General features: G+C 63.7%; 20 protein-coding genes. 7 read left to right on the top strand and 13 right to left on the bottom strand.

Annotated elements, in window-relative coordinates; all coding sequences use genetic code 11:
* Positions 1-107: 107 nt before the first annotated feature.
* Complete coding sequence (locus tag ABIE40_RS20375; protein ID WP_199625884.1) at positions 108-683, bottom strand: HutD/Ves family protein; 576 nt, start codon at positions 681-683, stop codon at positions 108-110.
* Between the two features lie 80 nt (positions 684-763).
* Here ABIE40_RS20375 and ABIE40_RS20370 point away from each other — a divergent pair, with 80 nt between their 5' ends.
* Together ABIE40_RS20370 and ABIE40_RS20365 are read left to right on the top strand one after the other, a co-directional pair.
* On the top strand, positions 764-1027 hold the full coding sequence (locus ABIE40_RS20370) for a type II toxin-antitoxin system Phd/YefM family antitoxin (RefSeq protein ID WP_130280153.1): 264 nt from the start codon (positions 764-766) through the stop codon (positions 1025-1027).
* Positions 1024-1413, top strand: coding sequence for a type II toxin-antitoxin system VapC family toxin (locus ABIE40_RS20365; protein ID WP_199625510.1), 390 nt, complete (start codon positions 1024-1026; stop codon positions 1411-1413). The genes ABIE40_RS20370 and ABIE40_RS20365 overlap by 4 nt, the downstream gene beginning before the upstream one ends.
* 4 nt (positions 1414-1417) lie before the next feature.
* Here the strand turns inward: ABIE40_RS20365 and hutU are convergent, their stop codons facing one another.
* The 3 genes from hutU to hutI are packed head-to-tail and all read right to left on the bottom strand — an operon-like array spanning position 1418 to position 5887.
* Positions 1418-3103 carry a urocanate hydratase gene (gene hutU, locus ABIE40_RS20360; RefSeq protein ID WP_199625509.1) on the bottom strand — a complete coding sequence of 562 codons (1686 nt, stop codon included), beginning with the start codon at positions 3101-3103 and terminating at the stop codon, positions 1418-1420.
* 1 nt (position 3104) lies between these two features.
* Positions 3105-4640: a histidine ammonia-lyase gene (gene hutH, locus ABIE40_RS20355; protein ID WP_199625508.1), complete on the bottom strand. Its 1536-nt coding sequence runs from the start codon at positions 4638-4640 to the stop codon at positions 3105-3107.
* On the bottom strand, positions 4637-5887 hold the full coding sequence (gene hutI, locus ABIE40_RS20350) for an imidazolonepropionase (protein WP_199625507.1): 1251 nt from the start codon (positions 5885-5887) through the stop codon (positions 4637-4639). Before hutI ends, hutH begins: the two co-directional genes overlap by 4 nt.
* Before the next feature lie 116 nt (positions 5888-6003).
* Here hutI and ABIE40_RS20345 point away from each other — a divergent pair, with 116 nt between their 5' ends.
* From ABIE40_RS20345 to ABIE40_RS20335, 3 genes are all read left to right on the top strand, one after another.
* Positions 6004-7350 carry a formimidoylglutamate deiminase gene (locus ABIE40_RS20345; RefSeq protein WP_199625506.1) on the top strand — a complete coding sequence of 449 codons (1347 nt, stop codon included), beginning with the start codon at positions 6004-6006 and terminating at the stop codon, positions 7348-7350.
* 59 nt (positions 7351-7409) lie between these two features.
* Positions 7410-8126, top strand: coding sequence for a histidine utilization transcriptional repressor HutC (gene hutC / locus ABIE40_RS20340; protein WP_199625505.1), 717 nt, complete (start codon positions 7410-7412; stop codon positions 8124-8126).
* 77 nt (positions 8127-8203) lie between these two features.
* Positions 8204-9322, top strand: coding sequence for an RHE_PE00001 family protein (locus ABIE40_RS20335; RefSeq protein WP_199625504.1), 1119 nt, complete (start codon positions 8204-8206; stop codon positions 9320-9322).
* 148 nt (positions 9323-9470) lie between these two features.
* Here the strand turns inward: ABIE40_RS20335 and ABIE40_RS20330 are convergent, their stop codons facing one another.
* From ABIE40_RS20330 to ABIE40_RS20320, 3 genes are read right to left on the bottom strand one after another with little or no spacing between them, the layout of a single operon-like run.
* On the bottom strand, positions 9471-10187 hold the full coding sequence (locus ABIE40_RS20330) for a Bax inhibitor-1/YccA family protein (RefSeq protein ID WP_112712540.1): 717 nt from the start codon (positions 10185-10187) through the stop codon (positions 9471-9473).
* Positions 10188-10208: 21 nt separating this feature from the next.
* Positions 10209-10976 carry an anti-sigma factor family protein gene (locus ABIE40_RS20325; protein ID WP_130280139.1) on the bottom strand — a complete coding sequence of 256 codons (768 nt, stop codon included), beginning with the start codon at positions 10974-10976 and terminating at the stop codon, positions 10209-10211.
* Complete coding sequence (locus ABIE40_RS20320; protein WP_130280137.1) at positions 10963-11502, bottom strand: sigma-70 family RNA polymerase sigma factor; 540 nt, start codon at positions 11500-11502, stop codon at positions 10963-10965. The genes ABIE40_RS20325 and ABIE40_RS20320 overlap by 14 nt, the downstream gene beginning before the upstream one ends.
* A 116-nt stretch (positions 11503-11618) precedes the next feature.
* Between ABIE40_RS20320 and ABIE40_RS20315 the strand changes: the two genes are divergently transcribed.
* A complete protein-coding gene (locus ABIE40_RS20315) occupies positions 11619-11858 on the top strand; it encodes a type II toxin-antitoxin system VapB family antitoxin (RefSeq protein WP_112712534.1) in 240 nt (79 codons plus the stop codon).
* Positions 11858-12289: a type II toxin-antitoxin system VapC family toxin gene (locus tag ABIE40_RS20310; RefSeq protein WP_199625503.1), complete on the top strand. Its 432-nt coding sequence runs from the start codon at positions 11858-11860 to the stop codon at positions 12287-12289. The genes ABIE40_RS20315 and ABIE40_RS20310 overlap by 1 nt, the downstream gene beginning before the upstream one ends.
* On the opposite strand, the gene cueR is transcribed toward ABIE40_RS20310, so the two are convergent.
* From cueR to ABIE40_RS20280, 6 genes are all read right to left on the bottom strand, one after another.
* Entirely contained in the window at positions 12286-12681 is a 396-nt protein-coding gene (gene cueR / locus ABIE40_RS20305; RefSeq protein WP_130280131.1) for a Cu(I)-responsive transcriptional regulator, read from the bottom strand. The genes ABIE40_RS20310 and cueR overlap by 4 nt on opposite strands.
* A 9-nt stretch (positions 12682-12690) precedes the next feature.
* Positions 12691-15210 (bottom strand): heavy metal translocating P-type ATPase, encoded by a 2520-nt coding sequence (locus ABIE40_RS20300; RefSeq protein ID WP_199625502.1) that lies wholly within the window; start codon positions 15208-15210, stop codon positions 12691-12693.
* A gap of 95 nt (positions 15211-15305) precedes the next feature.
* Positions 15306-17747, bottom strand: coding sequence for a malto-oligosyltrehalose synthase (gene treY / locus ABIE40_RS20295; RefSeq protein WP_199625501.1), 2442 nt, complete (start codon positions 17745-17747; stop codon positions 15306-15308).
* Between the two features lie 95 nt (positions 17748-17842).
* Positions 17843-18406 carry a dihydrofolate reductase family protein gene (locus ABIE40_RS20290; RefSeq protein WP_199625500.1) on the bottom strand — a complete coding sequence of 188 codons (564 nt, stop codon included), beginning with the start codon at positions 18404-18406 and terminating at the stop codon, positions 17843-17845.
* Between the two features lie 90 nt (positions 18407-18496).
* Positions 18497-20578, bottom strand: a complete 2082-nt coding sequence (gene pbpC / locus ABIE40_RS20285; protein ID WP_199625499.1) for a penicillin-binding protein 1C — start codon at positions 20576-20578, stop codon at positions 18497-18499.
* On the bottom strand, positions 20578-26052 hold the full coding sequence (locus ABIE40_RS20280) for an MG2 domain-containing protein (RefSeq protein ID WP_199625498.1): 5475 nt from the start codon (positions 26050-26052) through the stop codon (positions 20578-20580). Before ABIE40_RS20280 ends, pbpC begins: the two co-directional genes overlap by 1 nt.
* Positions 26053-26203 lie beyond the last annotated feature (151 nt).

The following is a 26203-nucleotide window of genomic DNA, read 5'->3' as shown; positions in this document are numbered from 1 at the left end:
TCCCTGCTCTTTGTTTAGGCATGCGTTCGGTGTGCCTGTTTATTGGCATATTAGGCACGCCGGTTTTGTCTTGTCTATACAAAAGTAGAGGGAATTTCAGAGTGGCATCACAGCGCGTGGATGTGGATCAGATAGGCGGTTCCCGACCCGTGGAGTTTGAGCGCGGAAGGCGAATCCAGCTGCAATAACAGGGCATCGTCATGATCGAGGTCGATCTGCATGCCATCATATGTGCAGATGACGGTTCCATCGCGGCTGACGAGCAGCACTGTCCCGGCCTGGACGGCTTCCTCAAGCATACCATCGACAGCCCGGCGCTCGACAGTGTGCTCAAGGCGTCCGCGCCGGGTCATGATGTTGAGATCGGTTATTGCTCCGCCGGAGAGCGTCGCCATGACAGGCACGTCGGCCGGGAAGGCGAGCGGCGTGCTTATCTTGGTCAGAAGCACCGGTTCGCGGCCGTCGATGGTGAGCGCCATGCCCTCGCCGGAAAGGATCGACAGCGTCCGATCGATGCCTTCGAAGATCGAGAACGGCCCGTCGGTTGCGACAGTTGCCATGCTAACCCGCCAGTCCAAATCGCCAAGCGCTGCGTTATCGGGAAAGACGGCTATCTCGACGGTCTCCCCGCCGCCATTCTTCCACGGCATGCGGCGGTGATTGGCGGCTTTCAGATGGGTGATGCTGGACATGCCGGGCTCCGGATTGAAAATTGCGGGCAAGTGGACTAAGTTTAGTGGACTAAGTTCAATGAGGTTACGCCATGGAAATCGTCAATATCCATGAAGCCAAGACCAACCTGTCGCGCTTGATGGAGAAGGTCGCCAAGGGCGAATCCTTCATCATCGCCAAGGCAGGCAAGCCGATCGGTAAGGTCGTACCCATCGATGAAGCGGAGAAGCCGAAGAAGCGTCGCATTGGGTTCATGGACGGTCAGATCAAGGTCCCCGACGATTTCGACACGATGATGGCCGAAGAGATTGAAGAGATGTTCTACGGCAATCCCGACAAGTTCAAGGACCGATGAAGCTCCTTGTTGATACGCATATTCTTCTCTGGATGAGCGGCATGTCTTGGAAGCTGCCGCACAAAGCGCGTGAACTGCTCGAAGATGTCGAGAACGATGTCTTTTTCTCAACGGTCAGCATTTGGGAAATTGCAATCAAGTCGTCGCTGAAGCGATTTCCCGATTTCTCTGTTGATGCCGAGAGGCTGAGGCGAACGCTGATAGATCACAGTTACCGTGAGCTTCCGCTAATGGGGGAACATGCCGTTGCCGTCGGCGGACTTCCCCATATTCATGGGGATCCCTTCGACCGCATCCTTATCGCGCAATCGCTCGTCGAGGGACTTTCGCTGATCACCGTGGACAAGACCGTCGCACGATACGGCGGCCTTATCCAATTGGTGTGATCCCTCAGTTCCCGAGAATCCCAGGCAACCGCAGGCCCTTTTCCTTGGCGCAATCGATCGCGATGTCGTAGCCGGCATCGGCGTGGCGCATGACGCCGGTGGCCGGGTCGTTCCAGAGGACGTTTCCGAGGCGGCGGGCGGCGTCATCGGTGCCGTCGGCGCAGATGACCATGCCGGAATGCTGCGAGAAGCCCATGCCGACGCCGCCGCCGTGGTGGAGCGACACCCAGGTGGCGCCCGATGCGGTGTTCAGCAGCGCGTTGAGCAGCGGCCAGTCGGAAACGGCGTCCGAGCCGTCCTTCATCGCTTCCGTCTCGCGGTTCGGCGAGGCGACGGAGCCGGAATCCAGGTGGTCGCGGCCGATAACGATGGGAGCCTTGAGCTCGCCGTTCTTCACCATCTCGTTGAAGGCGAGGCCGAGCTTGTGGCGGTCGCCGAGGCCGACCCAGCAGATGCGTGCCGGCAGACCCTGGAAGGCGATGCGCTCCCTGGCCATGTCCAGCCAGTTGTGCAGATGCTTGTTGTCAGGCAGCAGCTCCTTCACCTTGGCGTCGGTCTTGTAGATATCTTCCGGGTCGCCCGAAAGGGCTGCCCAGCGGAACGGGCCGATGCCGCGGCAGAAGAGCGGGCGGATATAGGCCGGAACGAAGCCCGGGAAGGCGAAGGCATTCTCGAAGCCTTCGTCCTTGGCGACCTGGCGGATGTTGTTGCCGTAGTCGAGCGTCGGAACGCCGGCATCCCAGAAGGCGACCATGGCTTCGACATGCTGGCGCATCGAGGCGCGGGCGGCATCTTCGACGGCCTTCGGATCGGTTTCGCGCTTGGCTTTTGCTTCCTCGACGCTCCAGCCGACCGGCAGGTAGCCGTTGCGGGGATCGTGTGCCGAGGTCTGGTCGGTGACGATGTCGGGGCGTGCGCCGCCGGCCTTCATGCGCTTGACGAGCTCGGGGAAGATTTCGGCGGCATTGCCGAGCAGACCGACGGACTTGGCTTCACCGGCCTTGGTCCACTTGTCGATCAGCGCCAGCGCCTCATCCAGCGTCTTTGCCTTTTCATCGACGTAGCGGGTGCGGATACGGAAATCGATGCGAGTTTCGTCGCATTCGACGGCGAGGCAGCAGGCGCCGGCCATAACGGCTGCGAGCGGCTGTGCGCCACCCATGCCGCCGAGGCCGCCGGTAAGGATCCACTTACCCTTGAGATTGCCGTCATAGTGCTGGCGGCCGGCTTCCACGAAGGTTTCGTAGGTGCCCTGCACGATGCCCTGGGTACCGATATAGATCCACGAACCGGCCGTCATCTGGCCGTACATCGCAAGGCCCTTCTTGTCGAGTTCGTTGAAGTGATCCCAGGTCGCCCAGTGCGGTACGAGGTTGGAGTTGGCGATCAGAACGCGCGGTGCATCCTTGTGAGTGCGGAATACGCCGACCGGCTTGCCGGATTGAACCAGCAGCGTCTCGTCCTCGTTCAGCGTCTTCAACGTCGCGGTGATGCGGTCGAAATCGTCCCAGGTGCGGGTGGCGCGGCCGATGCCGCCGTAGACGACGAGCTCGTTCGGGTTCTCGGCCACATCGGGATCGAGATTGTTCATCAGCATGCGCAGCGGCGCTTCGGTCATCCAGCTCTTGGTATTCAGCTGGTCGCCGCGCGGCGCACGGATTTCGCGGATGTTGTGACGCGGATTGCTCATCTCAGATCTCCAGGGAAGGAAGGATGTTGGCGGATACGGACGCGTTCAGCGTGCCGGTAGCGATCAGGCTGCTGGCAGCCTCGAGGTCATTGGCCATGTAGCGGTCGATTTCGAGCGTCGGCACGACGGTGCGGATCGCATCGATCGCCTTCTGCAGCTCGGGGCTGGTGGCAAGCGGGGCGCGGAATTCGACGCCCTGGGCGGCGGTCAGCGCCTCGATGCCGACGATGCCGAACAGGTTTTCGGTCATTTGCAGCAGGCGGCGGGCGCCGTGGCAGGCCATGGAAACGTGGTCTTCCTGGTTGGCCGAAGTCGGCGTCGAGTCGACCGATGCCGGGTGCGACATCTGCTTGTTTTCGCTCATCAGCGCGGCAGATGTGACCTCGGCGATCATCAGGCCGGAGTTCAGGCCGGGCTTCTTGGCGAGGAAGGCCGGAAGGCCGTAGGAGAGGGCCGGATCGACCAGAAGCGCGATGCGGCGCTGGGCGATCGCGCCAATTTCGCAGACGGCGATGGCGATCTGATCGGCAGCAAACGCGACCGGCTCGGCATGGAAATTGCCACCCGAGACGACGGAATTGTCGGAGAGAACCAGCGGATTGTCGGTCACCGCGTTGGCTTCGATCTCAAGCGTACGGGCGACCGAGCGCAGAAGATCGAGGCAGGCGCCATCGACCTGCGGCTGGCAGCGGATGCAATAGGGATCCTGCACGCGCTCGTCGCCCTCGATATGGCTCTGGCGGATGACCGAGTTGTCGAGCAGGGCGCGCAGCGCCGCTGCCGTATCGATCTGGCCGCGATGGCCGCGCAGCGTATGAATGTCAGGGTGGAACGGAGCCGAGGAGCCCATCGCCGCATCGGTCGACATCGCGCCGGTGATCAGCGCCGATTGTGCCGCCCGGTGGGCGCGAAAGAGGCCTGCCAGCGCCAGCGCCGTGGAGGTCTGCGTGCCGTTGATCAGCGCCAGGCCTTCCTTGGCGGCAAGCACCACAGGCTCAAGTCCGGCCTTCTTCAGCGCTTCGGTGCCGGAGAGACGCTTCCCCGCGAAGAAGGCTTCAGCCTCGCCCATCATCACCGCAGCCATATGCGCCAGCGGCGCAAGATCGCCGGATGCGCCGACCGAACCCTTTTCGGGGATCACCGGGATCACGCCCTTTTCGAGCATGCCTTCGATCAGCCGCACCAGCTCGATCCGCACGCCGGAAGCGCCGCGGCCGAGCGAGACCAGCTTGAGGGCCATGATCAGCCGAACGACATTCTCAGGCAGCGGCGCGCCGATGCCGCAGCAATGCGACAGGATGAGATTGCGCTGCAGCGTTGCGACATCGGCAGCGTCGATCTTGATCGAGGCAAGCTTTCCGAAGCCGGTATTGATGCCGTAGACCGGTGCATTGCCGGCCGCGATCTCGGCAATGCGGGCCGCTGCCTTGTTGATCCCTGCGTCAAAGGACGCATCGAGCCTGGCCGGTTCACCGGTCCAGTAGATGGTTTCCAGCTGCTTCAGAGAAACGGAGCCTGGATGGAGGGTGATGGTCAACGGTCGATCCTTTCGCCCTTGAAAACACGTGCGTGAAGCGGGTTGAAGCCGATGCGGTAGACGAGCTCGGCGGGGCTCTCGATGTCCCAGATCGCCAGATCCGCAGATCTTCCGGTCTCCAGCGTTCCGGTTTCGCCGAGAAGGCCGAGGGCGCGTGCGCCTTCGCGGGTGGCACCGGCAATGCATTCCTCGACGGTCAGGCCGAAAAGCGTCGCCGACATGTTCATCGTCAGCAGCAGCGAGGTCAGCGGCGAGGTGCCGGGGTTGCAGTCGGTCGCGATAGCGATCGGCACGCCTGCGGCGCGCAGCGCCTTGACCGGCGGCTTCTGCTTCTCGTTGATGGCGTAGAAGGCGCCGGGAAGCAGCACGGCGACGGTTCCGGCCGCGGCCATGGCCGCGATGCCTTCGTCATCGAGATATTCGAGATGATCGGCGGAGAGGGCGCCGTAGCCGGCCGCGAGCTTGGCGCCGCCGAGATTGGAAAGCTGCTCGGCATGGAGCTTGACCGGCAGGCCAAGCGCCTTGGCGCGATCGAAGACGCGGGCGATTTCTTCGGTCGAGAAGGCGATCCCCTCGCAGAAACCATCGACGGCGTCGGCAAGGCCGCGCTTGTGGGCTTCATCCAGCGTCGGCAGTACGACTTCGCTGATATAATCGCCGTTGCGGCCCTTGTAGTGAGCGGGTGTCGCATGGGCACCGAGATAGCTGGTCTTGACGCGAACCGGTCTGATGGTGCCGAGAGCACGGGCGGCTTCCAGCATCTTCAGTTCGCCGTCGCTCGTCAGCCCGTAGCCGGACTTGATCTCGATCGTCGTCACGCCTTCGGAAAGCAGCGTGTCCAGCCGCCGGATCGAGGCCTGGACGAGGCCGTCGACGGAGAGCGCGTTGGTCGCCTTGACCGAGGAAACGATGCCGCCGCCGGCGCGGGCGACCTCTTCATAGGTGGCGCCTTCGAGGCGCATTTCGAATTCGCGGGCGCGATTGCCGCCATAGACAATGTGCGTGTGGCAGTCGACGAGGCCGGGGGTGACCCAGCGTCCTTCGAGATCGGTGATCTCGGCGCGCTCGATCATCGAAACCGGCAGTTCGCTCTCCGGGCCGGCATAAGTGATCCGGCCGTTTTCGGTGACGATGGCGCCCCTCTCGATGATCCCGAGACCGGATTGCGCTGGATTGAGCGTCGCCAGTCTGGCATTGCGCCAAAGGCTCGGCCGCTCCATTTCGCTATGAAGATTATCCCCTGTCATCAGCTTTACGCCTTTCCTTATGTCGAAACATGTATATACATAATAACCGGGTGACAAGTGGAATTTTGGGCGCTTCCATGGAAAAGAAAGATGGACGCCTTCAAAGGGAGCAAGCGATGACGACCCTCCATGCAAAGAATGCCCTGCTGCAAAACGGCTGGCAGAGCGATGTGCGGCTGACGCTGCAAGGCGGCCGGATTGCCAAGATCGAGACCGGCGTCGCGGCTGACGCCGCTGACGAGCGCCATGCGGTGCTGATCCCGGCAACGCCGAACCTGCACAGCCACGCGTTCCAGCGGGCCATGGCTGGACTGGCCGAGGTTCGCGGCCCCGCGGATGACAGCTTCTGGAGCTGGCGCACCGTCATGTACAAGTTCGCTTTGTCGATGACGCCCGATCATGTCGAGGCCGTTGCGGCGCAGCTCTATATGGAGATGCTGGAAGCGGGTTTCTCGCGCGTCGGCGAGTTCCACTATCTGCACCACGATAAGGACGGCAGCCCTTATGGCAATATCGCCGAGCTTGCCGGGCGGATCGGCGCGGCAAGCGCGGAGACGGGGATCGGCCTGACGCTGCTGCCGGTCTTCTATGCCCATTCCGGCTTCGGCGGCGCGGTGCCCATCGATGGCCAGCGCCGTTTCATCAACTCCATCGATGGCTTCGGCCGCCTGATGGAGCGTTGCGCGTCGATCACCGGTAAGCTCGACGGTGCGCATCTCGGGATCGCGCCGCACAGCCTGCGCGCCGCGACGCCGGATGAGCTGAAGGCAATCCTGCCGCTGGCCGGCGATGGCCCGGTTCATATCCATGTCGCCGAGCAGGTGAAGGAGGTCGAGGACTGCATCTCATGGTCCGGCGCGCGGCCGGTCGAGTGGTTGCTGGCAAATGCCCCGGTCGATGGCCGCTGGTGCCTGATCCATGCGACCCACGTGACCAATGACGAGACGCGTGGCATGGCAAGAAGCGGCGCGATCGCCGGTCTCTGCCCGATCACCGAAGCCAATCTCGGTGACGGCATGTTCGCAGCGCCGCTCTTCCTGGAAGAGGGTGGCCGGTATGGCGTCGGTTCGGATTCGAATGTGATGATCTCGCTGCCGGGCGAGCTCTGCCAGCTGGAATATTCGCAGCGTCTCGGCCGCCGCGCCCGCAATGTCATCGCCGAAACCGGCGGCTCGACCGGCCGCAACCTGTTCGACAATGCCGTGAAAGGTGGCAGCGCGGCGCTCGCCGCCAAGGCCGGGCTAGGCGAAGGCAATGATGCCGATATCGTCTCGCTGGATTGCGGCGCCGTGCCCTATCTCGCCGGCGATCAGCTCCTCGACCACTGGATCTTCGCAGGCGGCGTGCGTGTCGACAGCGTCTGGTCGCTCGGCCGCAAGCAGGTCGAGGGCGGGCGCCATCGCAAGCGCGAGGCGATCAATCGCCGTTTCCTGGCGGCAATGGGCGAACTTCTCTCCGCCTAGGGCTTTCGCTTCTGCGGCATCCGCAATAGAGCGGGAAGGGACGTCAACCGGAGCCTGATATGGCAAGCAAGGATGCCACGCTGCATCAGAGCATCTTGAGCGAGATCGAAGGCCGCATCGTTTCGGGCGAGTGGCCGCCGGGCCACCGCATTCCGTTCGAGGTCGATCTCGCCACCCAATATGGTTGCTCGCGAATGACGGTCAACAAGGTGCTGACCCAGCTTGCCAAGGCCGGACTGATCGAACGCCGCAAGAAATCCGGCAGCTTCGTCACCCAACCGCAGGCGCAGTCCGCGGTTCTCGAGATCCACGATATCAAGGCCGAGGTTCAGTCGCTGAACGTGGCCTACAGCTATCGGGTCATCGCCCAGAAAACTCGCAAGGCGAAGGCCGGCGAGGGTCAGCTTCCCGACGTCGCGCCCGGCGCGCCGCTTCGCGAGATCACCTGCGTCCACTTTGCTGGCGCGCTCCCCTTCTGCCTTGAGGAGCGTCTGATCAATCTGGAAACCGTGCCGGATGCGGCGACCGCGGATTTCGCCGAAACCGCGCCCGGTCCGTGGCTGGTGAAACAGGTGCCCTGGACGACAGCCGAGCACAAGATCCACGCCTCGCCCGCTAGCAGCAATGCGGCGGATGCGCTCGACATTCCCCGCGGCACCGCCTGCCTCGTCGTCGAGCGCCGAACCTGGAGCAATGCCGGTCCCGTCACCCATGTGCGCTTCACCTATCCCGGTGATCGCCACGCGCTCGTTGCCCGTTTCAGCCCGGCTTCCTGAGATTTGATCGGCGCGCCGGTTGCGAATCATCGGTCAAATAGCGGAAGTAAAGGTCGAAATGACTTCCGGAAAATGACGTGCGCCACGAGATCGACAATGCCCTTCTGAAAAGCCTTCTCCCTGCCGTGGTGCAGGCGGAGGACATGCTAGCGCGTGTCGATGAACGGGCGGCGCGCTCGCCGGTTGGCGAAGGCTTTGCCGAACGTGGCCACTTCTTCGATGCAGCGGGGGCCCTTTGGGTGGCGGGCGAGCTCGTGCATGTCGAGGATCTCGTGCTCCACGACGCGCATATGGACAGCCGCACGCCGAGCCATGAGCTGACGATCGCCCATGCCGTGCTGCGCGCGCGGCGCCGCATCTGGACTTCTGACCCCGCCTGGGCGCTGAGCGCGGCCGGTCTCAATGCGCTGGCGGGGGCGGGGCTGGACGAGGGCACGGCACCTGAGACCAAGGGTTTTGCCGCTGCTACAGAAGAGGCGGATGAGCCCGATCAGCTGCTTTCGGCCGAGCTTGCGGAAATCGACGCGGTACTCGCCCGCTCGCAGCGACTGCTCGATGCCCATATGGGCAAGCCTGTCGAGGCCGAGGAAGAGCGGCCGAAGGAGAAGCGCAGCGACGATCCGCTCGGCCTTTTCGGCGATGACGAATGGGATGAGGGGCAGCGGCTTGCCGATTGGCGCGGTGTGCTGCCGCTCGCGGGCGAGCTGCCGCCGGTTCTCGCCGCCGCCGTTCTTTTCGACGCTTGGGAGCGGATCGAGCCGCTGCGACGCCAATCCTGGCTCGGCGGCCTGCTGGTCTCCAGCCATCTGCGGGCGCGGGGAAAGGTGTCCTCGCACCTTTTCTCCTTCTACGCTGGCTTGAAGAGCGTCCGCCACGAGCGGCGCCGCTCGCGTGACCGGCTGACCCGGCTTCTCGCCTTCCTGGAAGCGATGAGCGACAGTGCTGCCACCGGCCTCAAGGAGATGGACCGCCTGCTGCTCGCCCGCACGCAAATGGAGCTGCGCTTCAGGGATCGCCGCTCGAACAGCAGCCTGCCGCAACTGGCGGAATTCGTGCTATCGCGGCCGATGGTATCATCAGCGATGGTCGCCAAGCAGTTGAAGGTGACCAGCCGCGGCGCGCTCAATCTGCTGAACGAGATCGGCATTCGCGAGATCACCGGCCGTGGCCGCTACCGCGCCTGGGGCATCATCTGATCTGCACTATAAAGTGCACCCGGAATGCAAAAAGGCCGAAGCTTTCGCTCCGGCCTTTTGCTTTAAAGGGTGAACGCCCGGCCCGCCATCCTGTCACAGATTGCGGACCGGGCGCTCTAGCGCTTCCATTGCCCCCAGAAGCGCAGTCCTATTCCCGCTCGCCCGTAAAGTTGAGCAGCAGCTGGAAGATGTTGACGAAGTTCAGGTAGAGAGACAGAGCGCCGAAGACGGCAAGCTTCTGGTTCGATTCCTGATCATGGTTTTCGGAATACTGTTCCTTGATGTTCTGCGTGTCCCAAGCGGTCAGGCCGACGAAGACGACGATACCGATGACCGAGATGGCGAACTGCAGCGCAGACGAGCCAAGGAAGATGTTGACGATGCTGGCGATGACGACGCCGATCAGGCCCATCATCAAGAACGAGCCGACCTTCGCCAGGTCACGCTTGGTGACGTAGCCATAGAGGCTGGTCGCGCCGAACATCGTTGCGGCGATGAAGAAGGTGCGGGCGATGCTCGTGCCGGTGAACACCAGGAACACCGAGGCGAGCGACAGGCCCATGACGGCACAGAAGGCCCAGAAGGTCATCTGCGCAGCACTTGCCGACATCGTCTGGATTTTGAACGAGAAGAAGAAGACGAAGGCGAGCGGAGCCAGCATCACCACCCACTTCAGCGGCGACTGGAAGATCGGCACGTAGAGAGCCGGCGTCGAGCCGACGATGAAGGCGACGATGCCGGTGATGACAAGGCCGATGCCCATGTAATTGTAAACGCGCAGCATATGCTGGCGGAGTCCCTCGTCGAAGAGGGCCTGCGAGCCGGCGGCAGAGCCGTAGCCGTAACGCGGGTTGATCTGGTTCATTCTGATCTCCTCGGTTTCAAACTAGTACAGCGAACGGGCAAGGCCTTCGGCCGCCCTATCGAGGTTGGAACCACCGTCACCGGCAACGAGGGCATAGGCCACTTCGCCGATTTGCCAGTAGGCGGCCTCTGCATTGTCGAGCGCGAGATGGCCAACCGGTTGCACGGCAAACGCCCCCGGCCTGACGGCAAACAGCGAAAGCTGCTTCCCGTCCGCTTCCTGGATAGCCATCTCAACGCTCGGGCCGAATTCCGACGGGAAGATCTGAACATCAGAGACCTTCCAGCCCTTCGGCAGCTCGGGCATGGTAATTGCAGTCGCCGCACGAATTTCGTCGGCGTTGTAATGCGGTGCCGTCTGCGACGGCATGGTCTGGCGCAACTGCGCCGTCTGGTAGGCGCGAACGGCGTCTTCGACATAGGCCGGAGCCGGCGTCGAGGCAGCCACTTCCGTCGCCGTGAAGGCGCCGAACGAGGTATGAGCGACCCAGCCGGCGGCCACGAGTACGGCGACGGCGGCAATCCGCTGAACCGTATGCAGGATGCGGCCGTAGGAAAGGCCACGCTCCAGGCGGCGTGCGGCATCGCGCGTCTCGATCCGGCCGAATGTATCCTCGCCGGCAAGCGCCAGGCGCAGTTCACCCTTCATGCTGAGATCGGCCATCACCTTGGCGGCGATGTCAGGGTTCTCAGAGAGGTAGGATTCCACCTGAATGCGGCGCGCAACATCCAGCTCGCCGTCAACATAGGCGTCGAGATCGGTATCGATGATCGGATCAACTGCTTTCATTGCCGTTCCCTCCGATTAAGCGCAGGTGCGAAACGCGCGGCGTCTTCTCCTCGAATTCCCGAAGCTGAGCGCGGGCACGCGAGATGCGCGACATCAGCGTACCCACGGGAATGCCGAGCGATGCCGCGGCTTCCTGATAGGACAGGTCTTCGATGGCGACGAGATGCAGCGCCTCTCGCTGTTCCTCCGGCAGGTTGAAGAAGGCGTCGCGAACCTGCTGGAGACGCACGGCGTGTTCCTGTCCTGCCGGCAGCGACTGGTCCGCCTCGAGGGCCGCTTCGTCATGCCTGCGTGTCAGCGACCGGTTCTGGCGAACGCGATCGATATGAGCGTTGTGAACGATGGAAAGCAGCCACGTCCGAAGATTGCCGCCGCCGCGGAAGCTCTGACGCTTCTCGTAGGCGCGCACCAGCGCATCATGCACCAGATCCTCGGCCTCATCCGAATTGCGCACCAGGGCACGCGCATAGCGCCTGAGGGCTGCGAGCTGTCCGATGACATCGAATGGGCGTTCTTTCCGTTCCATGATTGAGTATACGGATGCTGGCCGGGATTTATTCCACGGCCTCATCAAATTTTTCGAGTTCTTGGCGCGAGCCTGTGTAGACGCTATATTGTGTATGTCTACACAAGGATGCTGACATGCCGCTGAATATCAGAAATGAGCGCGTCAATCAGCTGGCTGAAGAGCTGGCGGCCAAGATGCACGTCAATAAAACCGAGGCTGTTCTCCTTGCGCTGGAAGGTGAACTTCGCCGTCACGATGAGAAACTGCCTCTTGCCGCGCGGCTAAAGCCGCTGCAGGCGCAGATTGCTGCTCTGCCTGATAATGACGTGGTGCTGGACAAGGCCTTCTTCGACGAACTGAGCGGCGGTTACTGATGTTCGTCGATGCATCGGTAATGCTGGCTATCTTGTTGCAGGAGCCGCAGTCAGATCGCTTCATCACTGCGCTCGAAGAAGCCGCCCCGGGATCGCTTTGCACATCCGTTATCGCGGTCTGGGAAGCCGCCGCGGCGCTCTATCGCAAGAAATCCCAAGGCTCGATGGCTGAAGCTCAAGAAAGACTGGGTGCCTTTATCCGGCTGGCGGATATCGTCGTGCTGCCTGTCACGCCTGATGACAACGACCTCGCGCTGAGAGCCTTCGACCTCCATGGCAGGCACCGTCATGTCGATGACAAGCGCAACGATGCGCTCAATCTTGCGGATTGCTTTCATTATGCCGTCGCGAAAAGCCGGAACGTGCCGATCCTCACCAAGGATGCCGGCTTCGCCTTGACGGATATCAGGGTGATCGGCGTGGATTTCTAGACCTTCGCCCCCTCCGAAAGCTCCTCCAGTATCGGGCAATCCGGCCGGTCGTTGCCGTGGCAGGCGTGGACGAGATGTTCCAGCGTACGGCGCAGTTCCATCATCTCGCGGATCTTCTGGTCGATCTCGGTAAGCTTGGTCTGGGCGATGTCCTTGACGTCAGCGCTGGCGCGGCTCTTGTCTTCATAGAGCGCAAGCAGCTGGCGGCATTCCTCGACGGAAAAGCCGAGGCCGCGGGAGCGCTGCAGGAAGCGCAGCTTGTGGACGTCAGAGATATCGTAGTCGCGATAGCCGTTTCCGCCCCTTTCGGGGCGGATCAGGCCGATATCCTCGTAATAGCGGATCGTCTTTGCCGGAAGGCCGGAGCGATCGGATGCTTCGCCGATATTCATCGAAGTCTCCTAAAGTTTCTGCACGCGCAGCCGCAGCGCATTGGCGATGACCGAGACCGAGGACAGGCTCATCGCCGCCGCCGCGATCATCGGCGAGAGCAGCAGGCCGAGCACCGGATAGAGGATGCCGGCGGCAACGGGAACGCCGAGCGCATTATAGCCGAAGGCGAAGCCGAGGTTCTGGCGGATGTTGCGCATCGTCGCTTCCGCCAGACGGCGGGCGCGAACGATGCCGTTGAGATCGCCCTTCACCAAGGTAATCCCGGCGCTTTCCATCGCCACATCGGCGCCGGTGCCCATGGCAATGCCGACATCGGCCGCGGCAAGCGCGGGAGCGTCGTTGACGCCGTCACCGGCCATGGCGACGACGGCGCCCTTGGCATGCAGTTCGTCGATCAGCGCCTTCTTGCCCTCAGGCAGGACGTCGGCGCGCACTTCGTCGATACCGAGTTGCCTTGCCACGGCCTTGGCGGTTCGCTCGTTGTCACCGGTTGCCATGATGATCCGCAGGCCGCTTTCGTGCAGCGCCCGGATTGCGGCTGCCGTCGTCGGCTTGATCCGGTCGGCGACGGCGACGAAGCCTGCGAGGCTGCCGTCGATGGTGACGAACATCACGGTCTTGCCCTCATCGCGCAGCGCGATGATCTGTTGATAGAGCGCCGAGGTATCGATGCCGAGATCCTGCATCATCGCGGCATTTCCGAGGGCGACCTTCGCGCCGCCGACGAGGCCGGAGACGCCCTTGCCTGTGACTGCTTCAAATGACGTGACGTCGGCGGTTGCAATGCCGCGCTCTTCGGCACCGGCAACAATTGCCTCGGCGAGCGGATGTTCCGAGCCGCGTTCAAGGCTGGCCGCAGCGGCGAGCAGCCGGCTTTCGCCGATGCCGCCGAGAGCGACGGCGTCGGTGAGGCGCGGTTTGCCTTCGGTCAGGGTGCCGGTCTTGTCGACGATCAGCGTATCGACCTTCGAGAAGCGCTCCAGCGCTTCCGCATCCTTGATGAGCACGCCTTCCTGGGCGCCACGTCCCGTGGCGATCATGATCGACATCGGCGTTGCAAGACCGAGGGCACAGGGGCACGCAATGATCAGCACGGCGACGGCGGCGATCAGCGCATGCGCGAGGCGCGGCTCGGGTCCGAAGGCCATCCAGGCGCCGAAGGCGATGATCGCGACGGCGACGACGGCGGGAACGAAGACGGCCGAGACGCGATCGACCGCCCCCTGGATCGGCGCGCGCGAGCGCTGCGCCTTGGCGACCATATCGACGATCTGCGACAGGGTCGTCTCGGCGCCGACGCGCTCGGCGGTCATGATGAAGCTGCCGTTGCGGTTCATCGTGCCGCCGGTGACGGCATCGCCCCTGGTCTTTTCGACCGGCAGCGGCTCGCCTGATATCATCGATTCATCGACAGTCGACTGTCCTTCGCTCACCAGTCCATCGACCGGCACGCGCTCGCCGGGGCGCACCCGCAAGCGGTCGCCCTTGGCGATGTCGTCGACCTCGATATCGATCTCGCTGCCATCGGCATTGATCCGCCGCGCGGTCTTCGGGGCAAGGTCGAGCAGGGCGCGGATCGCCGAACCGGTACGCTCGCGTGCCTTCAGCTCAAGCAGCTGGCCGACGAAGACCAGCGCCACGATGACGGCAGCGGCCTCGAAATAGACCGGAACCGTATCGCCGTGGCCGCGAATACTCATCGGGAACAGGCCGGGCGCCAATGTCGCGACGACGCTGTAGAGATAGGCGGTGCCGACGCCGAGGCCGATCAGCGTCCACATGTTCGGGCTGCGGTTGACGAGGGATGCCCAGGCGCGGCGGAAGAAGGGAATGGCGGCCCAGAGCACGACGGGCGTCGCCAGCGCAAGCTCCAGCCAGACGGCGCGCGCCTCGCCGATCATGTCGCGCAGCGGCAGGCCGATCATCGGCCCCATGGTCAGCGCCAGCAGCGGCACGGCGAGCACTGCGCTCACCCAGAAGCGGCGGGTGAAATCGACAAGCTCCGGGTTCGGGCCTTCGTCCGCCGGCGGGATGCCCATTGGTTCTAGCGCCATGCCGCATTTCGGGCAGTCGCCGGGATGATCGCTGATCACCTCGGGATGCATGGGGCAGGTATATTGCGTGCCTTTCGGCATGGGCTTCGGCGCCGGGCGGTTGCCGTCGCGGTAATCCACCGGGTTCGCCTCGAATTTTGCCTTGCAGCCCGCGGAGCAGAAATAGAACTTCGCGCCCTCATGCTTCAGGAAGTGCTTTGCCGTCGAGCGGTCGACCGACATGCCGCAGACAGGATCCTTGGCGGTCAGATAATCCTGCGGCGCCGCTTCAAACTTCGTGCGGCAGCCGTCGCAGCAGAAATGGTAGCTGTGTCCTTCGTGAACGAGGCTCGGCTTGCCGGCGTTCGGATCGACCGTCATGCCGCAGACGGGATCGCGCGTGACCGGAGCCTCGGCACCAGTGCCGTGGCTATGGCCGGAGCAGCAATCATGCGCTCCGTGGCCGCGATGGTGGGAATGGTCGTGATTATCCATAGGCTTCTCCTTTGCCCAAGCGGGCAGTGGATAAGCTTATGAACCTTCCAGCAACTGGAAGGTCAAGCGGGAATCTTCATCCCGTCTGAAAATCATCAATCCGGCTCGATCAGGGCGACCGGCTGGACGCCGAGAATATCGCCAAGCGGCAGCTTCGGCCCGGGATCGAGATGGCGTCCTGTCAGCAGATCGCATTTGATGCCCTGTAGACCTGGCGGGATTTCGATCGCCGTATCCGCCCAGAATTCGGGCCCTGAAAACAACACACCGGGATCCAGCCAGCCGAGCATCAGCCGGGGCACGACCGTGATCGCATAGTCGCCGTCGAGCGCGCGGGCGAAGGCGACGGCATGATCCCTGCGGCTTCCGGTGATGCTGAGCGGCAGATAGCGGCCCTCGGCAAACAGCTTCGGCTGGCGGCGGCGAAGATGCAGGCCGATCTCGACGATCCGCTGTTTCAGCACCGGCACCGTCAGCTCACCGATCTCGCCGTGGGCCGAGAGCGTCTTGCGCAATGCCTTGAAATCCACCGGGCGGCGATTGTCAGGGTCGACAAGGCTGAAGTCGAAGCCTTCGGCGCCCTGATAGACATCGGGAATGCCGGGGGCGGTCAGCTTGATCAGCGTTTGCGACAGGCTGTTGAGATAGCCGGCGGAGAGAACCGGCCGCAGCGTCTCGGCGAAATCCTCGTGGAAAGTGAGGCTGGAAGAGGCAGTCAGCGCCGATGCGTATGTGCGGACGGCAGCCTCATAGCCCGCGTGCGGCTCGTCCCAACTGGTGCCAAGCTTGGCCTCGCGGATTGCCTTCTCGGCATAGGCCGCAAATCGCTCCGTCAGCTTTTCCGCGCGTCCCTCGCTGAAATCCTCCGGCCAGATGCCGGCGAGCGCCTGATAGAGCATCCATTCGACGTTGCCTTCGGGTGTCAGGCCGCCGGGCAGTTCCGTCAGATGCTCGCGGTTCATCTGCCGCCAGCGCTCGACACCGCGCCGCCAGAGATCCGGCTCTTCGCTGAGGGCATAGAGGCGGGCGCGGGCGTCTTCGCCGCGTTTGGTGTCGTGGGTCGAGGTGGCCGACAGCCCGTGCGGTTGTTCTGCGGCGCGGTCTTGCATGAAGCGGTGAAAGGCCTCGATACCGCCGGGCGTGGCATCCGGCTCGCCGCCGACTTCGTTGGCCGCCAGAAGCCGGTTGTGGCGATAAAAGAGCGTGTCCTCCATCGCCTTCGCCATGACGGGGCCGCTCAATTGCTGGAAGCGCCGCTGGAATTCCTCCGCACGTCCATTGGTCAGGAGTTCGCAGACGGCGTCGAGTGCCCTGCGGTCTTTGAGATGCCTGGCAGCCTCTTCCTTGACCTTATCCAGCATCACGGTTTCGCGCGCGTCCGTGGCGCCACCCTGGCCGTAGGTGCGATAGACGGGAAAGGCGATCAGCAGCTCACGGATGGCCTTCTTGATTTCCGCCTCGGATGTATCGGGAAGCGTCGCGCTCGCGAGCCTGGTCAGGCGGCTGACTTCGCCTGCAAAATTGCGTTCGACCATCAGTGTCTTGGCTGCCCGCAGCCCTTCCTGAAAATCCACAGTACCGGGGGCGATGGTGGCATAGGACTTCTGCAGCTCGGCCATGCCTTTGGGGTCGATGAAGAGACCTGCTAGGGCTGAGATAAATTCGTAGCCCGTCGTGCCGGAAATCGGCCAATCGGCGGGCAGGGCCTCGCCATGGCCGAGGATCTTTTCGACGATGATATAGGCCTCCGGTCCGGTCGCCTGCCGCAACCGGGCGAGATAGGCTTTCGGGTCGGCAAGGCCGTCGATATGGTCGAGCCGCAGACCCTGGACCTGGCCGGAGCGGACGAGATCGAGGACGACGCGATGGCTGTCTTCGAAGACCGCTTCGTCCTCGACGCGCAGGCCGACAAGCCCAGTGACCTCGAAGAAGCGACGGTAGCTCAGGTGAGCGGCGGCTGTTTTCCAGTGTGTCAGGCGCCAATGCTGGGCTTCGTGGAGACGGGCGATGTCGCTGGCTTCGGCGAGGCTACCGGGATGCAACGGCAGATGCGTCTCGAAATAGGCGAGCGAGCGCTCGCCGGTGTTCTGATCAGTGATGATCTGCAGTTCGCCGTCGGCCAGCGCCTCCTGGAAGGGCTTGCCGAGAATGGGCAGTGTCAGCGGCTCAGACCAGTCGATGTCGAAATAGCCGGCGTAGCGGCTTTCCTTCCCGTATCTCAGCAGATCCCGCCACCAGGCATTTTCCACGGAAGCCGCCATATGGTTCGGCACGATATCGAGGATCAAGCCGAGACCGGCCGCCTTGAGCTCGGCGCAGAGCCGCTCGAACCCTTCGCGCCCGCCGATCGCAGGGTCGATTTCATTGGTGTCGGTGACGTCGTAGCCATGGGTCGAGCCTGAGGCCGCCGTGAAGATCGGCGAGGCATAGAGATGGCTGATGCCGAGCGCCTTGAGATAGGGCACGAGTTCGGCCGCCCGATCGAAGGTCATGCCGTCGCGGAACTGCAGCCTGTAGGTGGATGTGGGAAGCGTCATGAGCCGCCTTTGTTCGGGATTGCAACGATCCGGAACGGCGGTGGCGGGCTTTTGTTCCCGCCATTTCGGTTCTGACAGGCTTCAGGACGAGGTCGTCAAGCGCGGCGGTAGACCTGCGCCTGCGTGCCCTTCGGAAAGGTCTTCGACCCCGCCAATTCGAGGCGGCGCAGCGGCGTGACACCGGAGAAGATCGGCAGGCCGCTGCCGAGCGCAATCGGGTAGACCATCAGCCGGTACTCGTCGACCAGATCGTCGGCGATCAGGTTGCGGGCGAAAGCCGCGCCGCCATGGGCGATGATCGGCTTGCCACCGGTGGCCTTCAGCTGGGCGACTTCCTCGCGCAGATCACCGCTCGCGACATAAGCGTCCTGCCAGTTCCCGGTTTTTGCAGCTTCGAGAATGGAAGCTCCCTGCTTCGAAAAGACCGCCTTCGGGATCTCGTTCATCGGCGCGGCGAAGGGGCCCGCGGCCGTCGGCCAGAAACCGACCATGCTCTTGAAGGTGCGGCTGCCCATGATGTGCAGTCCGGCGCTTGAGACGGTCTCCACCTTCCAGGCAATCGCCTCCTGATCGCCGTTGAAGATCCAGTCGAGTTCGCCGTTGGGGCCGCAGACGAAACCGTCGAGCGACATGGCCATGGTGAGGATCAGGTCTCGCATTGCTCTCTCCTTGCGCTGTTCTGATCCAAGGACGCAGCGAGGACGGAGGTTCCGACAGGCGCGGCCGAAAATTCGTGAAACGGCGTTGCCTCAATCGACGAAGATGCCGACGCTGGCGGCGCGGCCCATGGCATCGATCACCGTCAGCTTCGAATACCCGGCGCCATCGGGCAGCCACTGGTTCGTGCGGCGGCGGGAAAGATCGGGTAGCGGCTTGCCGTTGGCGAGCCAGCGGAACGGTGCCCGGCCGCCCTGCAGTTTCAGCATCAGCGGCGCGAGTTGTCCGCTTTTGGCGCCGAGATCGACATGCGCGCCTTCGGGCGGATAGACGATCTGCGGGGCGGATTCACGGGTGGAATTGACGAGGAGGCCGCTGGCATTCAGCGCGAAACGGCGCTGGCTCACCGGCAGGTCGGCCTTGGCGATGCGCACCGCGCCTGAAGGCGGACGTGGCAGGGGCGTGGTGGCGATGCCCGACTTGGTGAAGGCCTCGAAGAGGATCGGCGCCGCGGTGCCGTAGCCCGTCAGGCCCGGAACGGCACCATTGTCAGGCCGCCCGACCCAGACGCCGAGCACATAGCGGCCGTCATAGCCGACCGACCAGGCGTCGCGGTAGCCGTAGCTCGTGCCGGTCTTGTAAGCGATGCCGCGCTGCGGTGCGCCGGCCGGCGGTATCACGCCCGAGAGAATATCGGCGATGTTCCAGACGGCGACCGGCTCCAGCAGCGGTTCGCCGTCGATCTTGCCTGGCATGCCGGTCACGCCGTCGCCGATACGCACCGGCTGCCCCTTGTTGGCAAGCGCCGTGTAGAGCTGGACCAGATCTTTCAATGTCACGCCGACGCCGCCGAGGCCGATTGCCAGACCAGGCGTTTCGTTCGGCGGCAGGCTGGGGCGCACCTCGGCGCGGCGGAAGCGCACCATCAGCCGCGTCGGATTGACGGCATCGAGCAGCTTGACGGCGGGAACGTTCAGCGAAAGTTGCAAGGCTTCCCGGATCGTCACGTCGCCCTGATAGCTCATGTCGAAATTGCGGGGCCGGTAGCCGAAGAAATCCGAGGGGCGATCCTCGATGATGGTTTCCTGGCTGACGAGGCCCTGTTCGAAGGCGAGACCATAGATGAAGGGCTTCAGCGTCGAGCCCGGCGAGCGGCTGATCCGGGTCATGTCGATCCAGCCGGAGCGGCCGGCGTCGAAATAATCGGCCGAGCCGACTTCGCCGACGATTTCGCCGCTGCGGGCATCGGCCATCACCATGGCGACGGAGAGTTTCGGGCCGAGCCGCATCGCGGCGTTCTTCGCGGCGAGTTCCAGCCCTTCCTGCACCTGCTTCTTCAGCGTCGTCTTGTGCTCGCGCTCCTGTGGCGCCTTGCGCAGCGCGGCTTCCGCGACATGGGCGGCAAGCGCCGGCAGCTGCATGCGCCGCGCTGGGACCAGCGTCGCCTCGGCGCGCTCGGCCTCGCCATCACCGACGGCGTCGATAACCGCGACGCGTTCCAGCACGCGCTTGCGGGCAGCTTCGGCAGCGGCGAGATTGCGGTCCGGCCGGCGCTTTTCCGGAAGCTGCGGCAGAGCCACGAGAAGGGCGGCCTGCGCCACGGTCAGCCGCTTCGGCTCCTTGCCGAAATAGGCAAGGCTTGCGGCCCGGACACCTTCCAGATTGCCACCATAGGGGGCGTGGGTCAGGTAGATGTCGAGTATCTGTTCCTTCGAGAGCCGCCGTTCGATCTGGATGGCGCGGGCCACCTGCAGCAGCTTGGCCGACAGCGAGCGGCCGCTGCGCGGCTCGATCAGCCGCGCCACCTGCATCGAAAGCGTCGAGGCGCCCGAGACGATGCGGCCATTGGTGACGAGCTGCAGCGCTGCGCGCCCGATCGCCAGCGCGTCGATGCCGTGGTGATCGTAGAAGCGCCGGTCCTCGTAGGCGACCAGCATGCGCAGGAATTGCGGATCGACATCGGAGACATCGGTCTTCAGCCGCCAGCGCCCCTCAGGTGTCGCGAAGGCGCGCAGCAGCTGGCCGTCGGCGTCGAGCACTTCGGCGGAGACCTGCCCGGCCCTGTCGATCGGCGGTGGGTAGGCCTTGTCGGCGGCGTCGAGACCGAGCAGCACTGCGCCGGCAACAAGAATGCCGGCCGCAGATGTGATCGTGAGCTTGTGCCAGAGCCGCATTATTGTGCTGCGACAACCTCCATCTTGCCCATCGCCGTGCGTGCCGAGAGCTGCGGACGGTACATGTCCTCGACGACGGCCGCCGGATGATCGTAGGTGCCGGGTGTCACGGCGCGCACGACATAGGCGACGTTGATCTCGCGGTTGTCGCCTTCCGAACGGTTGAAGGCCGCCACGAAGCGGTCGTCGCGGAATTCGGTATGGGCAGCCGTCTGCTCGCCGATCCAGTCGAAATTCGTCAGCTGGGCGCTATCGACCAGGCTCGGATTGTCGATCTGGAAACCGGCGGGCAGGAGATCGGTGATGACGATGCGCGACGGCCAGTCGTTGCTTTCGGTGACATGCAGCACGACGACATAGCGCTCGTTCTGCTTGGCCTCGCTGACATTCGCCTGCTCGCCGTCGAGCGTGTAGTAGCTGCGCTCGATGGCAAAACCGTCACCGCCGGCAGGCAGCGGCGAAACCGGCGCGGCAACCGTGGTGACGACGGCGGAGACCGCATCGCTGGTGGCGCTCTTCAGCGTCAGCGGATTGGTCATCAGCGCATCGCCGGTCATCGTCGCCATATATGCACCGCTATGCTCGGCGCCGTTGACATCGACCTTCAGCGCGTCGTCGCCGCTCTGGATCGCGCGGGCGGCAAGCAGCATCCAGGCCTGTTCCTGCGTGCTCGTCCATTTCGAGCGGTTGAACTCCTTGGCGACAGCCTTGGCGAGCTCCGGAATGACCGGAGGCACGGGGCGGCTTTCGGCGGCGAGCGCCAGAATGGCGGCACCGTCGCGCAGAATCGAACCATAGTCGGTGCGCGAGAGATTGACGCGCTGAACCATCGATGTCTCGGTCATCTGCAGTGCATCGACGAAGATATTCTTCGAGCGCGTCGCATCGCCATAGAGCGCCAGCGCGGCGGCGATATGAGCCTTGGCGAGCGGCGTCGGGAAGTCGTTGATCATCGTGTCCGCGTAGTAGCGCAGATCGCTGATCGCCGCCTTCTTGTTGCGGGCGAGAACGTAGAGAGCGTAGGCGATCTGGTCGCCCTGCGTCTTGACGTTGACGTCGTAGCTGAGCGCGTTCTGCAGGTTTTCGAGCGCCTGCACGAGGGCACGATCTGGCACGTCGTACTTCTCTTCGCGCGCCCGTGTCAGGAAGTCGGTGACGTAGGAATCGAGCCAGAGATCGCCGGAATCCGGTCCCCAGAGGCCGAAGCTGCCGGCCGATGCCTGGTAGGAGAGCACGCGGTAGATCGCGTCCTGTACGCGCTTCTTGATGTCGGCATCGTCTTCCAGCCCGTTCTGCTTTGCGAGTTCGCCGAGATAGAGGAGCGGCATGGCGCGGCTCGTCGTCTGCTCGGCGCAGCCGAACGGGTAGCGGTCGAGCGTCATCAGCATCGCCGGAATGTCGAAGGCGGCGGAGCGGGTGACATTGACGCTGACGGAAGCGCCCGGCAGAACGCTGTCGGCCAGCAGTTCCTTGTCGATGGTCAGCGATGCGCCGGGCTTCAGCGCGATGACGCGGCGTTCGGTTACCGGCAGTGCTGCAGGGCGCACCGGCACGTCCGCCGTCTGGTCGAGTGACAGGCCGGATGCATCGGAGAGGTTGATCGAAACGGTGCCCTGGCCCGGCTGCTTGCCGACGACGGCAAGGGTCAGGTCGGATTTTCCACCGGCATCGAGATGGATGGTCTTGGAGGCAGAAGCCGCATCGACGCCGACAGCGTCGTTGCCGGTCACGGCGATCTTGAAATCGCCGGCCGGCGCATCGGTATTGGCGATGTCGAGGCGCAGTTCCGCCTTGTCTCCCGGTGCCAGGAATTTCGGCAGGCTGGCGGTGACGACGACGGGGTCGCGGATGATGACGTCCTTGACGCCGTGACCCACACCGTCCTTCGACCAGGCAACCGCCATCACGCGGGCCGTGCCGTTGAATTGCGGAATGTCGAAGCTGACATTCGCCTTGCCCTCGGCATCGAGCTTCACGGGTCCGGAGAAGAAGGCGACGAGCTTCTGCGTCGGCGGGCTGGCCGAGAGCGCCACCGCGCCGCCATCGCCGCCGGTGCGCAACTTGCCGGTCGCGCCGAGCGAGCCGTCGATCAGGCGGCCGTAGAGGTCGCGGATTTCTAGGCCGAGCTGGCGCTGGCCGAAATACCAGTCCTCGGAGTTCGGTGCCTCATAGCGTGTCAGGTTGAGAATACCGACATCGACGGCGGCAACCGTCACATAGGCATCCTCGTTGGCGCCTGCTCCGGCGACTGCGAGGCTGATATTCAGCGGTCCGCGCGGCAGCATCTTTTCGGGCGCATCGACCTTGACCTGCAGTGCCCGCTGCTCGGGATCGACCTTCAGCCATTTGATGCCGATGGAGCGCATCGGCATGTGATTGTCCTGGCTGTCGCCGGGCCGGAAGAGCGTGGCGGTGACATAGGCGCCCGCACCCCATTCGGCAGTGACGGGAATATCGACTTCGCCGCCGGTCTCGCCCATCGTGGCATTCTGCACGGCGACGAGATTTTCGGTGCCGGCAGCGACCATCAGCTCGCCGCCATAGCGCGACGTGACCTTCAGCTTGGCTGTTTCGCCGACCTTGTAACTGTCCTTGTCGAGGGCGATTTCGAGGCCATCCGGCGTTTCCGTCGAGGTCGTCTCGACGAACCAGCCGGCGTCGAATTCGAAGCTCGAGGTCGGGCCGTCGGCATCCGGGCTTTCGACTTCGAGGCGATAGCGGCCCCAGCCGACAGGCACGGAAATCTTGCCGCCATCCGATCCCGCATCGATGACGCCGTCGGCGACCTGGCGGGCATTATAGGCGGGTTCGTATTTCCAGGCAGTGCCGTCGCGGTACCACTGGTATTCGCGCTCGAGATTGTAGAATTTCCAGCGCAGGCCCTTCATGTCCTGTTTCTGGCCTTCGGCGGTGGTGCCGATGATGTTGAAGGAGGCGGTCGAATTCTCGGCAACGTCACCGGAGAATTCCGGCTTGATACCGATCATCGGCCCCTGGTTCTTGACCGGGATGACCAGCGAGCGCTCCAGCGCCCTGCCGCCCTGTTCCTGCATGCGGATATAGACGGTGGCATTCAAAAGCTGCGTCGTGGCCGGCAGATCGCCGACGGTCAGATCCGTCGAGGCCTGGCCATTCTCGTCCAGCTCCGGCAGGCCCTCGATCGTCTGACGGTTCTCTTCCGAGGCTTCCTCATCGGCAAGGCCGAAGAAATAGCCGGGGAAGGCGGCGCTCTCGCGGGTCGGCTTGATGACGACATCGCCTTCGAGCGTCAGGCCTGCGGCCGGCGCGCCGTAGAGATACTTGCCGTTGATCTCGATCGTCGCCGGCGTGTCCGGGCCGATCTCCTTGGCCTCGGTCTTCAGCTCCATGTCGGTGCGATCAGGCACGAAATCGTCGACCAGGAAGCTCTTGGTGCCGATCGCCTCGCCCTTGGGATCGGTATAGATGTTCATCGTCCAGGTGCCGCGCATGGCGTTCTGCTGCACCGGCAGGTCGACGGTATAGCCGCCGAGATCGCTGGTCTCCTTGATGATGCGGCGATCCTCGACGCCGTCGGGGCGCAGGAAGACGAAGGTGAGCGGCAGGTTCTCGATCGCCTTGCCGTCCGTGTCGCGGGCCAGCGCAGAGGCATGCACGGTTTCGCCGGCGCGATAGATGCCGCGCTCGGTGAAGGTCATGATGTCGATTGCGCCCGGCGAGGCGCGGCCGGTGACGCCGCGATCCGAGAGGTCGAAGCCTGCGCGCGTCATGTCGAGGAAGACGTAATCGGAATCGCCGTTCTTGGCGGTGATGACGGCGGGCGTCAGCGCCGCCGTGCCGCGCATCAGGCCGGCGGTGAAGGTGGCGCGGCCGTTATCGTCGGTCTTCGCGGTGCCAAGCACCTCGTTGTTCTTGGCAAGCAGCGTCAGCTCGACGCCCGCGATCGGCTTGGCCGATGCCAGCGAGCGGGTGAAGACGTTGAGGCCGTCGGTTCCGGCATAGGTGGTGATGCCGACATCGGAGACGACGAACCACTGCGTCGCCTTGCTGTCCCATTCATTCGCAGGCGCATTGGCCGGCGAGGCGATCAGCACGTAGACGCCGGGCTTGCGCTGCGGCAGCGCTTCATCGACCGGGAAGCTCGTCACCACATCCTTGTTGAGGTCGTTGGCGATATCAATCGAACCCTGCCAGACGAGTTCGCCGCTTTCGTCCTCGATGCGCTGGGCGCTGTAGCCGTCGAGCTGGGTCAGGAACTGCGAGCTGGTCAGCAGCGGTGCGATGCCGCGATCGCCGATGCGGTAAAGCTTCAGGGCCGCCGACTGGATGTTGACGGAGACCAGCGGAATACCGCGGCGCGCCGTCGACGGCAGCACGAAGCTGTCGCCGGTGAAGCGCACGGTCTGGCTGCGATCCTTGACATAGATGTCGAGGCTGACAGGCGCTTCCAGCACCTCGTCGACCGAGGACGGCAGGCCGGAGCGGAACACCAGTTTGTAATTCTCGCCGTGGACGAGGCCTTCGACGCAGATCTGCTTGTCCTTGGCTTCGAGCGCCTTCGGCGCCTGGCCGTTCAGCGTCACGAAGGGCGTATAGTCGGTTGTCTTCACCAGCGATTCCGAGAAGGTGACGCAGGCGCGCGGCGTGGCGCTGTCGGCATCGACATTGTGCTCGGTGATGCGGAAACCCTGCTCGGCCTTCAGCTTCAGATAGGCGTCGCTGACTTCCTTGGAGCTGACAAGCGCCAGGCTCGCCTTGTAGGCATTGAGGGCGGCGCGATAATTGGAATTCTTGGCGAGCGAGGTCGCGAGCACGGCCAGCGCATCGGCGCGCTTGGTCGCGGTGCGCGTCAGATTATAGGCGTTCAGCGCATCGAGCTGCGCCTGGCCGAAGACCTGGCTGTCCGTGCCGCCGAGCGAATTCGCAGCGCGTGCCGTCTCCAGCCAGAGATCGCCATCGTCAGGGGTGAGCGCCAGCGCGCCGTGGAAGGATTCCAGCGCGGCCGCGAGATTGTTGGCGGTCAGGTCGAGCCGGGCGGTAGCCGTCAGGTTGTCGACCGACTGGCCCTCCTGGGCCTCGGTCAGCTCGTTGTTCGTCTTGTAGTCGCGGGCCTGCTGGATGACGTCAGCAGAGAGGAAATTGAGGCGCGGGGCAGCGCCCAGATCCGGCTCCTGCGGAATGGCTGCGGCCGTCGTCTCGACGATGCGCCCGGCGATCGCACCCGGGAAGGCGTTCATCGTCTTGAAGTCGGATTTCAGAAAGCACCACTGGACCTTCGGATTATAGGTGAAGGCCTTGCAGCTCCTGTCGCCGATGCAGGAAGCCTTGCACTGGTCGAGCGAGACATTCTGCTCGGTCCTGAGATCGAAGCCGAAGAAATCGGCGTCCTTGATCGTCTGGATATCGCGCTTCTTGTCTGCGGCAGCGGCCGGAAGGCTGATTGCAAATGCAGACAAGGCGATGGCGGCGAAGGCGAAAAACGAGCGTACAGACATCAAGTCCCCCCGGTCGGCTGGCGCTGATCGGCGTGCACTTTTGGCCGGGCCGCCGCCATTGTCAACACAACTTATGCGGTGTCCCGCTTTCGTACAGAGGCCGCCATCCCATTGTCACTTCCGCGTGAGATAAGTCCTTTTGAATTGCGCC

The organism is Rhizobium sp. OAE497 (genome assembly GCF_040546565.1).
Classification (GTDB): Bacteria; Pseudomonadota; Alphaproteobacteria; order Rhizobiales; family Rhizobiaceae; genus Rhizobium.
This window is presented reverse-complemented; position numbering and strand designations above follow the sequence as displayed.

Excerpts from the sequence above, each read along its gene's own strand:
- ABIE40_RS20315 (WP_112712534.1), top strand. The coding sequence starts at position 11,619 with ATGCCGCTGAATATCAGAAATGAGCGCGTCAATCAGCTGGCTGAAGAG.
- ABIE40_RS20365 (WP_199625510.1), top strand. The coding sequence starts at position 1,024 with ATGAAGCTCCTTGTTGATACGCATATTCTTCTCTGGATGAGCGGCATG.
- ABIE40_RS20370 (WP_130280153.1), top strand. The coding sequence starts at position 764 with ATGGAAATCGTCAATATCCATGAAGCCAAGACCAACCTGTCGCGCTTG.
- treY (WP_199625501.1), bottom strand. The coding sequence starts at position 17,747 with ATGACGCTTCCCACATCCACCTACAGGCTGCAGTTCCGCGACGGCATG.
- ABIE40_RS20280 (WP_199625498.1), bottom strand. The coding sequence starts at position 26,052 with ATGTCTGTACGCTCGTTTTTCGCCTTCGCCGCCATCGCCTTGTCTGCA.
- ABIE40_RS20330 (WP_112712540.1), bottom strand. The coding sequence starts at position 10,187 with ATGAACCAGATCAACCCGCGTTACGGCTACGGCTCTGCCGCCGGCTCG.
- ABIE40_RS20320 (WP_130280137.1), bottom strand. The coding sequence starts at position 11,502 with ATGGAACGGAAAGAACGCCCATTCGATGTCATCGGACAGCTCGCAGCC.
- hutC (WP_199625505.1), top strand. The coding sequence starts at position 7,410 with ATGGCAAGCAAGGATGCCACGCTGCATCAGAGCATCTTGAGCGAGATC.
- cueR (WP_130280131.1), bottom strand. The coding sequence starts at position 12,681 with ATGAATATCGGCGAAGCATCCGATCGCTCCGGCCTTCCGGCAAAGACG.
- ABIE40_RS20325 (WP_130280139.1), bottom strand. The coding sequence starts at position 10,976 with ATGAAAGCAGTTGATCCGATCATCGATACCGATCTCGACGCCTATGTT.
- pbpC (WP_199625499.1), bottom strand. The coding sequence starts at position 20,578 with ATGCGGCTCTGGCACAAGCTCACGATCACATCTGCGGCCGGCATTCTT.
- ABIE40_RS20300 (WP_199625502.1), bottom strand. The coding sequence starts at position 15,210 with ATGGATAATCACGACCATTCCCACCATCGCGGCCACGGAGCGCATGAT.
- ABIE40_RS20310 (WP_199625503.1), top strand. The coding sequence starts at position 11,858 with ATGTTCGTCGATGCATCGGTAATGCTGGCTATCTTGTTGCAGGAGCCG.
- ABIE40_RS20290 (WP_199625500.1), bottom strand. The coding sequence starts at position 18,406 with ATGCGAGACCTGATCCTCACCATGGCCATGTCGCTCGACGGTTTCGTC.
- hutU (WP_199625509.1), bottom strand. The coding sequence starts at position 3,103 with ATGAGCAATCCGCGTCACAACATCCGCGAAATCCGTGCGCCGCGCGGC.
- ABIE40_RS20345 (WP_199625506.1), top strand. The coding sequence starts at position 6,004 with ATGACGACCCTCCATGCAAAGAATGCCCTGCTGCAAAACGGCTGGCAG.
- hutI (WP_199625507.1), bottom strand. The coding sequence starts at position 5,887 with ATGACAGGGGATAATCTTCATAGCGAAATGGAGCGGCCGAGCCTTTGG.